Below are 13,328 nucleotides of genomic sequence, written 5' to 3'. Positions count from 1 at the left end.
GAAAATCCTTGCGTGCCGGTGTTCGGCACGCAAGATTACAACGAATAGCGGGAAATAGCTCCAAGAAAAAACTAATCGAAACGAATTGCTTTTACTGGAGAAATTTTTGTTATTATATAGGATGGAATTAATAGTACCAAGAAACAAACGGTTACCGTAAGTAGATTTAAGAGTACTACATATCCCCAGTTAAGATATACTGGCGCTTGGTTGACGTAATAATTTTCGGGGTTGAGCGTGATTATCCCAAAATATTGCTGAATAAGCAATAATGATATTCCAATCAAATTTCCCCAGAACAACCCTCTTACGATAAGATAAAAGGCATTGTAGAGGAATATTTTTCTTATTGACCAATTGTTGGCTCCTAAAGCTTTTAGTATTCCTATCATTTGGGTGCGCTCAAGAATTAGCACTAATAGCGCCACGACCATGTTTATGGTGGCAACTAGAATCATCACCGCCAATATTATTATGATGTTGAGATCAAAGAGTTTTAGCCATTCGAATATATAGGTGTATTTTTCGATTATGGTTTTACTGTCGAGTGTAGAGGCTGTTTGCTGATAAACTAGTTCACCCGTGGCTTTGATAGTGTTGAAATCTTTTACAAAAAGCTCGAAAGCTCCCACTTGATCTGGATTCCATTTATTCATGCGTTGTATGTGTCGAATGTCTCCTATTATATAAGTAGCATCAAATTCCTGGAATCCGGAGTTGAAAATTCCCGAGATTTTAAATCTTCGGATGTTGGGCAATTGATTTTGGTCTTCCTTGATAAAAAAGGTATTGAAGGAGTCACCCACTTTTAAGTTTAATCGGTTTGCCAAAAACTGGGAAATCACGACTTCGTTATTGAGGCCTTTTGAAAAATCGGGTAATCTGCCGGAAACGATGTACTCCTTTATATCATTCCATTGGTAATCGGTTCCGACTCCTTTGAGGATTATTCCCTCGAAAGCTGTTTCGGTTCTGATGATTCCTGCCTTGCTGGCGATGGCCTGAATATGGGTAACCTCGGGAACAGAATTGAATTTTGGATAAAAATTCTGTTTTTTGGAAATAGGAACCAAAGTTACTTCGGATTGATTGTTGTCGTAATTGGAAATAATGACATGCCCGTTGAAGGCGGAAACCTTGTCCCTGATTTTTTGTTGCAGTCCAATTCCGGTTGCTACCGACACAATCATCATAATCATTCCGATGGCAATGGCGGAAATGGCAATTTTTATGATGGGTGCGGATATGCTGCTCTTGAAATGTTTGGCAGTAATGAGTCGTTTGGCTATGAAATATTCTAAATTCAATTTGGTATGGATTTGCTTCTCTTATGCCAAAAGTACTGTTTAAAGACTAATTGATAATTATCAATTGATGAAAATTAACAAAATTTGATTCTTCAAATATTTTACAAAGGCATTTTCTTTTTCATTTCTTCTACGATATTGAAAGCTGCTGGACAAATTGCAACGTTTTTCAAAGTCAAATCTGAAATCTGTTGAAACTTTTTTCTGTCGGTATGTGGAAATTCACGACAGGCTTTTGGACGGACGTCATAAATGAAACAGGCATTTTCACTGTCCAAAAAAGTACAAGGCACGCTTTGCAACACATAATCCTTGTCTTCGTCTATGCGCAAATATTGATCGATAAACTGTTGTGGTTTTTGACGCAAGTGTTTTGAAATACGCTCAATGTCGGCAGAAGTAAATAACGGCCCCGTGGTTTTGCAACAATTGGCACATTGCAAACAATCGGTTTTCTTGAATTCGGCATCGTGCAATTCTTGCATAATGTAATCCAAATTCTTGGGTTGCTTTTTTTTCAGCTTGTCGAAATACTTTTTGTTTTCGATATGCTTATCTTTGGCTTCTTTAGGAAGATTGTTTAGAATTTTGTCCATTTGAGGATTTGGTTATTCGGTTATTCGAAAAATCAGATTGCAAATTTACTCAAATCAAATCAACAAATCCTCAAATTAACATAGCAACTAAAATGAAAGACCTTTTCGGAAAAGCCATACTCGATTTTCAAACCAATAATTCTCCCGAGGATTTAATTACCGAAACTTCCATTTCCGAAGCCGATGAAATGAATGTTGCTTATCTTTTTCGAAGCTATGACGAAATGCCAAAATTGGAACAAAAAGCACTTCAATTGGCCAAAGGGAAAGTTCTCGATGTGGGTTGTGGAGCCGGAAGCCACAGTTTGACTTTACAAAACGACCGTAATCTTGAGGTAATTTCGATAGATATTTCACCAAATGCCATCCAAGCCTGTGAACTTCGTGGTTTGAAAAACGGCAAAGTGCAAGACATAATGACTTTGGAAAACGAAAAATTCGACACCATTTTATTGTTGATGAACGGCACGGGAATTTTTGGAACGTTAAAAGAAACGCCCAACTATTTACAAAAGCTAAAAAGTCTGCTTTATCCAAATGGGCAGATTCTTATTGATTCCTCAGACATCATTTATATGTTTGATCAAGATGAAGACGGCGCATACGAAATCCCAGCTAATGGTTATTACGGCGAATTAACATTTACCGTTTCCTATAAAAATGAGACCGAAGATACTTTTCCTTGGCTTTATCTTGATTATAACACTTTACAAAATGCGGCTTTCGCCAATGGCTTGCAATGCGAATTGATTTTGGAAGGAGAACATTTTGATTATTTGGCGAGACTTTCGATTTAGAAAATAGTATATAGAGAAAAGAATATAGACAAAAGAGTAAAGACTAAACTTCTATCAAATCCGTCGTGGCAATTATATCTTCCAAAGCTTTATACAAAATATCCAAATCTTCTTGGGAATTATAGGCATTTATGGAATAACGAATAAAATAATTTCCGTTTAAAGACATAACAGGAATTTCGATTTTGTATTTATTGAAAAGTAATTCTTTCAATACCACAGGATTTGTGGTGTTTACGGGAACGCTTGCCATTTGCACCAGAAATTCTTCCGTGATTGGGCAAATAGGTTTCGTGTTCAGCAAATCGCAAAAACGTTGGTAATTGCTCAAAACGATACTTCTGCATTCCTTTGCTTTTGTCTTCCAATCGTTTTCTTCGAGAAAATCAATCACTTTTGGCGCGCATAGAAATGCCGAAATTTCTCTTGTGCCTTGAAATTCCTGATAATCCAAAAATTGGCTTTCGCCCGGAGCAACACTTTCATAGCCCCAGCCTACTACCAAAGGATCCAACATTTGTTGAAAATCCTTTTTTACATACAAAAAAGAACTTCCTTTTGGAGCGAGCATCCATTTGTGCAAGGTTCCAGTATAAAAATCAGGATTCAATTCCGTAATATCCAAATCCATTTGACCTGTAACGTGCGCTCCGTCAATAATGGTAATTAGTCCCAATTCACGGGCTTTGTCGCAAATTTCTTTTACGGGAAAAATCAGCGCCGTGGCACTTGAGATTTGGTTCAGGAAAACAATTTTGGTTTTTGAAGTATATCCGCTCCAAAATTCTTCCAAGATTTGTTCTTTCGAAACTACCGGAAGAGAAATGTTTTGGCGAATGTATTTGGCTCCCGATTTTTTGCAATAAAAATTCCAGGTTCTGTCCATTGCACCATATTCGTGATTGGTCGAGAGAATTTCATCTCCTTCCTTCAAATCCAAACTGCGCATTATGGTATTAATAGCAAAAGTAGGATTTGGCGTAAAAAAGAAATCATTGGCATCGCAACCAATGTATTTTGACAATCTTTCTTTGGCAATTTTCAAATATTCTGCTGACTTTTTTTGAATGAAATAAACAGGTTCGTTTTCCAATTCCAACTGCAACCGCTGGTATTCTTCAAAAATAGGTTTTGGACAAGCGCCAAAAGAACCGTGATTCAGAAAAGTGATATTTTTATCTAAAAGGAATTGTGATTTCATTTTTTGATTTTTTGTAAATATAAAAAATCCCAAACAATGTTTGGGATAATTATCATCGAGTGTCTATTGCTATTGGCAAGTTATAACTACATCTTACTTTTCTTCCGTTTTGCTCGCCTGGTTTCCAATTTGGCGAAAGTTTCAAAACTCTAATCGCCTCTTCTCCTGTTCCATATCCAATGTCTCGCAATACTTTTATTTCATTAATGCTTCCATCTTTTTCAATTATAAAAGACACATAAACCTTCCCATTTAATTTTTTTACATTTGGAGTTCTATAATTTTTTGCAAAATATTTATAAAACTCCCCAATTCCCCCCGGAAATTCAGGCTTCACTTCAATTGCTACCGTATCATATAGAATGTCTGTCGAAACATTTACCGTATCTTGTGCTAAAACGATTTGAAATGCAAACATTGCAATTATTGAAAATAAAACTTTCTTCATAAAATTTAAAATTTGGATTTAAAATATTTATTCATTTGGCACATTAATCTTTAATGGCAAAACAAAACTACTTTTCACTGGTTTTCCATCCTTTACTGCAGGAGACCATTTATTACCTGTTGTTTTCAAAACCCTAATCAATTCTTCTGCTGTCCCATATCCTAAATCTTCAATAATCTTAAAATCACCAATACTTCCATCTTCATTGATAACAAAATTCACTCTTACTTCCCCTCTTAAACCTGGCACGTTTGGCAATCTATAGTTTGCATTAATAAATTCATAAAACTTATTTAAACCACCTGAAAATTCTTTTTTCTTTATAATATCACCGTTAGAATCTTTTGATAAATTTTGACTTTCGTTTTTAACTTCTGAATTAGAAGCTGCTTGAGAATTAACTTTTGCTTGAAAATTAATAGGCATTTTTATCTCTACACTGAAAGGTCTTCCAGCTCGTTTAGCTGGTTCCCATTTTGGAGATTTATTTAAGACCCTTATGATTTCAGTAGCTGCTTCGATGTTAGGAAACTTCAAAACTTTTATTTTTTTTACTTCACCCAATTCATTGACAGTAAAGGCAACAACAATATCTCCTTCTTTCTTTACAGTAGAATAATCAAAGTTTTGATTTATAAATTCATAAAATTTATTGAATTCTCCTCCATTGAATTTTGGATTGGTAACGTCTGGACTTGAAACGAGTTCAGTTTCCATCAATAATTCTTGCGCATTGGTAAATTGGAAAGAAAAAAAGACGATTACCAACAATAGGAAGTGCTTCATATTTAAGGAATATTCAAGTATTTGTGTGTTTGTAAAGATACGCGCCATTTTGGATTATTCATTACATAATCAACTATAAGTGGCGTCATTTCTTCTTTTTTGCTCCATTCGGGTTGGAGAAATAAAATAGCATTTTTGTTTACTTTTTCGGCTTGTTCTTCGGCAAAGATAAAATCGTGCTTGTTGTGAATAATCACTTTTAATTCATGAGCTTTGTCATAAACGGTTTGAGTGGGCAATTTATTTTTTTTTGGTGAAAGACAAATCCAATCCCATTTTCCTGAAAGTTCATATGCTCCTGAAGTTTCAATATGTACTTTCAGGTTTTTATCTTTTAACTTTTGTGTTAAAAAAGTCATATCCCAAGTCAAGGGTTCACCTCCAGTAACCACAACAGTATCGGCATATTTGCTGGCATTGTCAACAATTGAGTCTGTACTTGTTGGCGGATGTAATTCTGCATTCCAACTTTCCTTGACATCACACCAATGACAACCTACGTCGCAACCACCGATTCTTATAAAATAAGCGGCTGTTCCCGTATGAAATCCTTCACCTTGAATGGTGTAAAATTCTTCCATCAAAGGAAGCATTGCGCCTTTGTTAACTTCTAATTGTATTTCTTTTGATAACATTTCTTTAATTTAAAGGGCAAAGATAGTGATTTTGAAATTTGGGAATTGTGATTCTAGAATAAGATTGCCCATAATATCGAATGTTGCAAGAAATAAAAAACCGATAGCTTTTTGGAAACTATCGGTTTTTTATAAACTTAAATTCTAATTATTTAAGCAACTTCAAAGATTCAGTTGCATAGTTATTTACAGGATCCAAGGCAAGCGTTTTAGCAAAGTATTCTTTTGCTTTTGCCACATCGTTATTGGCATAACTTGCTGCAATTGTATTATAAGCTTCAATGATTTTTTTTACTGTAGTTGGCTTGGCCAATTCTTCTGGGCCTTTTTCAGTAGCTTTAGCAACAAACTCTTCATAATACTTAATTGTCATTGCATCATTGCTCATTAAACTATTGGTTCTACCTCTGTATAGATAGGCATCCTGATAGCTTGGCGAAGCTACAGTCACATTTCCAAAAGCGGTATCGGCTTTTTGCAAAGCAATTAAATCTGGGGTTACCCCTTTTTTGTTGTTGCTGTAATAAATTGACAATCCGTAATAGATGTTATCCTCGATATAATTTTTATTTTCAGTGTTAACTGTTCCAATTTCAAAAACAGAAGCAGCTTCTTTATACAGTTTTTGGTTGAACATTTTTACACCAATTTCGTTTAAATCTTCCACAGCCAAAGCCTCCATTTCAATTGCTTTTTTAATATCAGCCAAACCTGAATTATAAAGTGTAGGTTCTATTGACAGGCCATCTGCAGACAATCCTTTTTTGAATTTAGAAGTTCCCAAATACAAATAGTCTTTTGCAATAATTTTATTATCTGGATTGGCTATGAAACTTTCCAATGATTTAATGGCAACATCCACGTTACCGTTTTCATAAGCAGAATATCCTAAATAACGAAAGATTCTAGGATTTACCTTATCCATTTCAATCATTTTATTGGCTTCAACTTCAAGAGCTTTGTAATCTTTCACAAGAACAAGAAAGTCAGCGTGACGCATTCTGGAATGCAAAGAATAATCTGTCAAGCTAAGATATTTTTCATAATATCCTATAGCAGTTTGCATGTATTCTTTTGATTTAGAAGGCTTGTTTCTTCCCCATTTATAATAAGTTTCGGCAAGTTCTCTATAAACAGGTCCGTAATTTGGATTTAAAGCGATAACTTCATTAAATGATTTAATAGCCTCGTCATAGGATTTTGCTCCTTTCAACAAAACACCTAATTGAACTTTGGCTCTTAAAAGTGAAGGGTCAATTTGAAAGGCATTTCTATATGCAGCATAGGCCTCATTTTGGTTTTTATCACCATAATAAGCATCTCCAAGGGCCAATTGAACTAAAGCATCATTAGGATTTACGGTCTTGGCTCTGTTCAAAAACTCAATTGCTTTTTTATAATTAGGCTTTGTAGAATAAGTATAAGCTCTTCCAATAGCAGTCAGTCCTTCAACATCTTTCTTTTTTATGTCTTTAATGGCTGAAGCAAAATTAGCCTCGGCGGCAACCGTGTTACCATTATCTAAATCAATCACACCTAAACCAACATAATTTAGTTTTGCTCCATCTGGGCCTTCCAAACCTTTTTGATAAGCGATTTTTGCAGAATCTGTAACGGTTTGTATAAGATAAACATTCCCTAGTAGAAAATTGGCTCTTGCGTCTAATGGGCTAGTTTTAAGAATCGATTTCAACATTGATTTTGCATTTTCATATTGCTCGGCATCAATTGCTTTTCTCGCTTGGGTTAAATCTTGTCCATAACTAAATGCAGCTGAAACTAAAAAAGCCACACTAAAAATTTTAAATTTATTCATCGATATTATATTATTTTTATTCATCACTCATTATTTTCTAACGTTAATTTTCCTACCCGGAATTCTTTCAGGCAACAGTCCTGATTTAAGAACGATTCTTTGTCCTATGTCTCCAGCAACAAATGAAGCAAATCCCATTCCTAATCCAGTATATCCTTGACCATTTACTATAAACAAATCACGTGCCAAAGGGTATTTGCCTTCAGCAATATTATTTTGACTTGGCATATAATAACTTCCACCTGTAAGACTTTTAACACCTAGCACATTCACTTTATCTACATATTCCTGCATTTCCGGCATCGGTTGAGATAACCAATTTACGCCTAAAACACCTATCATGCCTTCATTTTGGGCAACAAACTTAATCACATCTTGGTTTGTTTTAAAGGAATACACTCCTTTTTCAGGAATGTACTTTAAACCGGCAAGGTTATTCATAAAACGTACCGTACTTGAATTTGGATTATCAAAAACAAGTCCTTTTATCGAAGAATTTTGTTTGCCCTTCAAGAAATCGATTACATTTCTCAAATCGATTAAAGTGTCATTGCTGCTTTTATTGGCTATAAGAGCTATTGCGTCTGTGGCAAATTTAGTGATTTTTGGGGTAATTTTTTTTTGTTCAAAGATTTTATTTTCCTCAACTGTCAAATTTCTGGTCAAAACGGCAATACCTGACTTTTCTTTAAACAGAGAGATGATGACTTCTGTTTCTGACTTTGAAACAATATTAATTTTAGCATCATAATTACTTTCAAAAACAGCAACTTGATCTTCGATAATTGGGGTCAAGGTTTCATCCACATAAATGGTTGCAGAGCCTTTCAATATGGATTCTTTATTTGTGTTTACCTTTTCTTTTTGATTACACATTACAAATAAAACACCAATAAAAAAAAGAACAAAAACGCTATTAATTTTACGCATGGTTAATCATTATTTGAATTAAAAAATCTATAAAATCTTAAGAAGGAATAAACGATTAGTAGGACTCCAAAAGTCATTCTATAATTTGACGGCATTGGTATTGGAAAATTTTTAGGAAAAATGACATCCCAAAAAATTACACTAAGACCCAAACACAAATATAAGAAAAAAAACAGAATTCCTATAATGAAAAGAAATCGCTGTTTAGGCGATTTCTTTTTGTAATTGTATAGCATTTTTTGTAACATTATTCCGCTGATTGAATGCTAATTGGCAAACTGAAAGTACATCTTACTTTTTTACCGTTTTGTTCTCCAGGAGACCATTTTGGGCATTTATTCAAAACACGGATAGCTTCTTTTCCAGTACCGTAACCAATATCTCTAAGTACTTTGATATCAGTTAGTGAACCATCTTTCTCTACCACAAATGTAACGTAAACTTTACCTTTAAGACCTTCTTCTTCTGGGGCTTGGTAATTTTTAGCTATAAAAGCGTTAAATTTATCCATTCCTCCTGGAAAATCAGGTTTCACTTCGATACCTGCAGTGTTGTAAACAGTATTATCTTCTTCTACTACAGCAGCAACCCCAGTTCCTACAGGCTCAATAGTCAATTCTGCGTCTGGATCTCCTTTAATAGTTTCCTTACCGATATTTTTATCTTTAAGTTCTTTCACTACAGCAATCTCTTCAACAACATCTTCCGCTTTGGCCACAACCGGCTTAACGAATTTTACTTGATCCACTTTTGGAGGAGGAGGTGGTGGTGGTGGAAGATTTTCTTTCGGTTTTTTCTCTTTTGGAGGTAGCTTTACAGCTGTAATCTTCGTGTCTATGGTTGTTTCTTCGCTAGTATCTGGAATCATTCGCATAATTGTAGGGATGCTAACTAAAAAACCAAACAGAATTGTACCAATAACAAAGGCTCTAACGGTATTCTTGGTAATTGACTTTCTTAAATCATAAGCACCGTAACTTTTGTTACGTCCTTCGAAAACAATTTCAAGCCATTGGTTTTTTAATAAATCTAATTTCATATTTCTTAATTATTAGGTTATTGGGTCATAAGAATGTTTCTTATTTTCCTTCTAACAATTTTGTTTCTTCAGGTGAAAAATCATTAACAATGGCATAAGTTGGCACTTCAACAATTCCCATCTCGTCTAAGATATCAATCAAATTTCTATAATTTGATTTCTTGCTTGGTTTGATAATGACGATCATCCCATTTTTAGGTTTCCCTTTTGCGGTAGAATAAGCCAAAACCGATTTTTTTCTAGATAATAATTCTGCACGAATTCCATCTTTTCCATAGGCAAACTCTTTTGGAGTACCTCCAGCAACCGGTGTTGCCAATAAACCCACATAACGCACTAACTTGTTATTGTCACCCAATAATATTGTCATTGTACGATTTTCATCTACTTTTATGTCTTGGTTTTTTTCATTAGGATCTTCTTTATCTGGCAATCCCAATTCCATTGCTTTAGGTTTAGACAAAGTGGTTGTTAACATAAAGAATGTAATCAACAAGAAGGCCAAATCCACCATTGCAGTTAAATCTACTTTGGAGTTTTGTTTTTTACTTCTTACTTTTTTATCCTTACCACCGCCACTGTCGCCCGTATTTAATTCAGCCATTTTAGTGTGTGTTTTTTTTAATTAAAAATCTTTTCCTCTTAGACCGGTAACCAAACTAAAGCTGTTTACTCCTTGGTCTTGCAAAATATCCATCACTTTACGAATAGAAGGATATTCCTCTTTAGCATCTCCTTTTATGGCAATTTCCAAATCCTTGTCATTAATATCAATGTTAGCTTGACGAGCAAATTGAATCCACTCCGCTAATTGATTGTTAAGAGAATCTTTTGGTACACCAGGCTGATTGGCTTTAAGCCTTTCAGAACTTTTCATTTCGATGATGCTTTTGAGGCTTGCTATATCAACCCCAATACCTTCCATCAATGAAAATTCTTTTTTATCTTCATCTGTGAATTCTACCCCGTATTTTTCAGCCATTTTTTCAAGAGTCTGAATACGAACTTCTCTCCCCTTCAAATCAAAAAATACTTTTCCTTTACCTATGGTTAAAGTAGCCAAATTTGATTCAGGCAATTTAGATTGTACAGTTGACGATGGCATATCTACAGGCATTGCTTCCGGTACTTTGGCCGTAGAGGTCAAAATAAAAAAAGTAAGCAGAAGAAAAGATACGTCACACATAGCCGTCATATCAATAGACGATGCTTTTTTAGACATTTTTACAGCCATAATTTTATTTTTAAATTATAAAGGAAATAGTTCTTGAATTTATATACAACTCTAAATCCTTAAAAATTATTGTTAATTATTTTTGTGTACCTCTGAAGTGTCTGTATGTATTCACAATTGTATTACCAGCCTCATCGATAGAGTAAGTCAAAGTATCAATTTTTGAAGTAAACAAGTTATAAGCAATAATTGCCAACATAGATGTAAAAATCCCTGTAGCCGTATTGATAAGTGCTTCAGAAATACCACTTGCCAACATCGCTTGATCCGGAGTTCCAGAACTTGCTAACGCACCAAACGCTTTAATCATACCCGTTACCGTTCCTAACAATCCTGCAAGAGTTCCTAGAGAAACTAATGTAGAAAGAATAGTCATGTGTTTTTCTAACATTGGCATTTCAAGTGAAGTAGCTTCTTCAATTTCTTTATGAATAGTTTCTGCTGCAGTTTCACTATCCACACCTTCTTTTTTAACATCTTGATATTTAACCAAGGCTGATCTAATTGCATTTGCAACTGAACCTTTTTGTTTGTCACAAGCAACAATTGCTCCGTCAATATCACCTGTTTTGATACTTTTTTGAACTTCAGCCATAAATTTATCAAGATTTCCTTTACCAGCTGCTTTTGAGATTACTGCAAAACGCTCGAATGAAAAAACAATTACCATTAATAATAATCCCATCAATACCGGTACAATAGGACCTCCTTTGTATACCATTGCTAAATAATTTCCTGGAAGTGGATGTCCAGTATTAACTCCTCCTTCAAAATTTGCTCCATCACCCATAATAAATGTCCAGATAACCCATCCTGCAAAAATACATAATGCAATTATGATTCCTGTAATCATACCTCCTAAACCTGAACCACTTTCTTTTTTAACGTTTGCCATTTTCTTAATTTTTAATAGTTTTAATAATTTATTTTTTGTTATAATAAACTTTGTTGAGGAGCAAATTTATATTTTTAGTTTAAATAAAAAAACTTTTTTTACTTTTATTCTTATTATTTTAACTTTACAAAAAAAAAGTTGCTTTTTTTGTTTTGCATTAAAACTAAAAACTTCCGTTAAATCTAGCTTTTTAGAAAAAAAACACATTGTTTTAAGACTTATTGGAATAATGTTTCAACACTTTTTAAAAAATAATTACAATTAAATATTTTGACAAATCGCATCCAAAAAAGTTATATTTCAACGTAAATTTTACCTTAAATGTTACATTTACACATGTAAAAAAATAATAGCTAGCAAATACATTTAATCCAAAAATAAAAATGAGCAGAAAAGAAGATTTTACAAGACTAATTAATGATGGTTATCTTTCAAAAGGTGAAAGCATAATTCTTGGAGGAGCCATCCTTGATGGTGAAGCTTTGCCCGATGCACACATAAAAGTTCCTTTGAAAACGCTGAATCGTCACGGATTAATTGCCGGCGCGACAGGAACCGGAAAAACCAAAACCATTCAGGTACTTTCTGAACAGTTATCATCGTTTGGAATTCCTGTTTTAATGATGGACATCAAAGGCGATTTCAGTGGAATTGCCAAAGAAGGAGAAGAGAAGTCTTTCATAACTGAGCGTCATTCAAAAATCAACATTCCATATAAAACAGCTGGTTTCCCCGTAGAATTATTGTCTTTATCCGAACAAAGCGGCGTTCGGCTTCGTTCCACAGTTTCGGAATTTGGACCTGTATTATTTTCAAGAATTCTTGACCTGAATGATACCCAGGCCGGAGTAATTTCGGTAATTTTCAAATTTTGTGACGACAACAAAATGCCTCTTTTGGATTTAAAAGACATCAAAAAAGTAATCAATTACATTACCGAAGAAGGAAAAGCCGAAATTGAAGAAAGTTATGGCAAGATTTCCACCTCGACAACCGGAACCATTCTTAGAAAAATAATCGAACTCGAACAACAGGGTGCTGATTTGTTTTTTGGAGAAATGTCTTTTGACATCAATGATTTAATGCGTTTTGACGAAAATGGAAAAGGTTACGTCAACATCATTCGTTTGACGGACATACAAGACAAACCCAAGTTATTTTCCACTTTTATGTTGAGTCTGTTGGCAGAAATATACAATCAAATGCCAGAAAAAGGAGATTCTGACCAACCCGAATTGGTTATTTTTATTGACGAAGCGCACTTGATTTTCAAAGAAGCCAGCAAAACATTGTTGGAACAAATAGAAACTATCGTGAAACTGATTCGTTCCAAAGGAATCGGCGTTTACTTCATAACCCAAAATCCAATGGATGTTCCAAGCGGCGTTTTGGCACAATTAGGATTGAAAATTCAGCACGCTTTGAGAGCTTTCACAGCCAATGACAGACAAGCCATCAAGCAAACTGCCGACAATTATCCAACATCCGATTATTATAAAACAGATGAAGTATTGACCAGTCTTGGAATTGGAGAAGCCTTGGTCACGGCCTTGAACGAAAAAGGAATTCCCACTCCACTTGCCGCAACCATGATGCGGGCGCCAATGAGTAGAATGGACGTTTTAACCGAAAGCGAAATTCAGG

14 protein-coding genes are annotated in these 13,328 nt (G+C 34.6%); 2 read left to right on the top strand and 12 right to left on the bottom strand.

Features of this window, described 5'->3' with window-relative positions:
• Window positions 1–71: 71 nt before the first annotated feature.
• Complete coding sequence (locus C0430_RS09515) at window positions 72–1,307, bottom strand: FtsX-like permease family protein (protein ID WP_290868778.1); 1,236 nt, start codon at window positions 1,305–1,307, stop codon at window positions 72–74.
• Between the two features lie 101 nt (window positions 1,308–1,408).
• Complete coding sequence (locus C0430_RS09510; RefSeq protein WP_290868775.1) at window positions 1,409–1,903, bottom strand: YkgJ family cysteine cluster protein; 495 nt, start codon at window positions 1,901–1,903, stop codon at window positions 1,409–1,411.
• 92 nt (window positions 1,904–1,995) lie between these two features.
• Here C0430_RS09510 and C0430_RS09505 point away from each other — a divergent pair, with 92 nt between their 5' ends.
• Entirely contained in the window at window positions 1,996–2,700 is a 705-nt protein-coding gene (locus C0430_RS09505) for a class I SAM-dependent methyltransferase (protein WP_290868772.1), read from the top strand.
• Window positions 2,701–2,743: 43 nt separating this feature from the next.
• Here the strand turns inward: C0430_RS09505 and C0430_RS09500 are convergent, their stop codons facing one another.
• From C0430_RS09500 to C0430_RS09450, 10 genes are all read right to left on the bottom strand, one after another.
• A complete protein-coding gene (locus tag C0430_RS09500) occupies window positions 2,744–3,901 on the bottom strand; it encodes an aminotransferase class V-fold PLP-dependent enzyme (protein WP_290868770.1) in 1,158 nt (385 codons plus the stop codon).
• A gap of 52 nt (window positions 3,902–3,953) precedes the next feature.
• Window positions 3,954–4,349 carry an energy transducer TonB gene (locus C0430_RS09495; protein WP_366559331.1) on the bottom strand — a complete coding sequence of 132 codons (396 nt, stop codon included), beginning with the start codon at window positions 4,347–4,349 and terminating at the stop codon, window positions 3,954–3,956.
• A 27-nt stretch (window positions 4,350–4,376) separates the two neighbouring features.
• Complete coding sequence (locus C0430_RS09490) at window positions 4,377–5,183, bottom strand: energy transducer TonB (protein ID WP_290868767.1); 807 nt, start codon at window positions 5,181–5,183, stop codon at window positions 4,377–4,379.
• Window positions 5,138–5,770, bottom strand: coding sequence for a 7-carboxy-7-deazaguanine synthase QueE (locus C0430_RS09485; RefSeq protein WP_290868764.1), 633 nt, complete (start codon window positions 5,768–5,770; stop codon window positions 5,138–5,140). The genes C0430_RS09490 and C0430_RS09485 overlap by 46 nt, the downstream gene beginning before the upstream one ends.
• Before the next feature lie 148 nt (window positions 5,771–5,918).
• A complete protein-coding gene (locus C0430_RS09480; protein ID WP_290868761.1) occupies window positions 5,919–7,586 on the bottom strand; it encodes a tetratricopeptide repeat protein in 1,668 nt (555 codons plus the stop codon).
• A 30-nt stretch (window positions 7,587–7,616) separates the two neighbouring features.
• Complete coding sequence (locus C0430_RS09475) at window positions 7,617–8,516, bottom strand: PstS family phosphate ABC transporter substrate-binding protein (RefSeq protein WP_290868758.1); 900 nt, start codon at window positions 8,514–8,516, stop codon at window positions 7,617–7,619.
• Window positions 8,517–8,763: 247 nt separating this feature from the next.
• Window positions 8,764–9,555: an energy transducer TonB gene (locus tag C0430_RS09465; protein WP_290868752.1), complete on the bottom strand. Its 792-nt coding sequence runs from the start codon at window positions 9,553–9,555 to the stop codon at window positions 8,764–8,766.
• 40 nt (window positions 9,556–9,595) lie between these two features.
• On the bottom strand, window positions 9,596–10,159 hold the full coding sequence (locus C0430_RS09460) for a biopolymer transporter ExbD (RefSeq protein ID WP_290868749.1): 564 nt from the start codon (window positions 10,157–10,159) through the stop codon (window positions 9,596–9,598).
• Window positions 10,160–10,180: 21 nt separating this feature from the next.
• Window positions 10,181–10,792, bottom strand: coding sequence for a biopolymer transporter ExbD (locus tag C0430_RS09455; RefSeq protein ID WP_290868781.1), 612 nt, complete (start codon window positions 10,790–10,792; stop codon window positions 10,181–10,183).
• A gap of 73 nt (window positions 10,793–10,865) precedes the next feature.
• Window positions 10,866–11,684 (bottom strand): MotA/TolQ/ExbB proton channel family protein, encoded by an 819-nt coding sequence (locus tag C0430_RS09450; protein ID WP_290868746.1) that lies wholly within the window; start codon window positions 11,682–11,684, stop codon window positions 10,866–10,868.
• A 383-nt stretch (window positions 11,685–12,067) separates the two neighbouring features.
• On the opposite strand from C0430_RS09450, the gene C0430_RS09445 reads away from it, so the two are divergent.
• A partial coding sequence (locus C0430_RS09445) for a helicase HerA-like domain-containing protein (RefSeq protein ID WP_290868742.1) occupies window positions 12,068–13,328 on the top strand: 1,261 nt, incomplete at its 3' end.

The sequence above is a fragment of the Flavobacterium sp. genome (genome assembly GCF_013823965.1).
GTDB lineage: Bacteria > Bacteroidota > Bacteroidia > Flavobacteriales > Flavobacteriaceae > Flavobacterium.
Note: the sequence above shows the minus strand (reverse complement) of the source record. Positions and strands in the feature narration are given on the sequence as shown.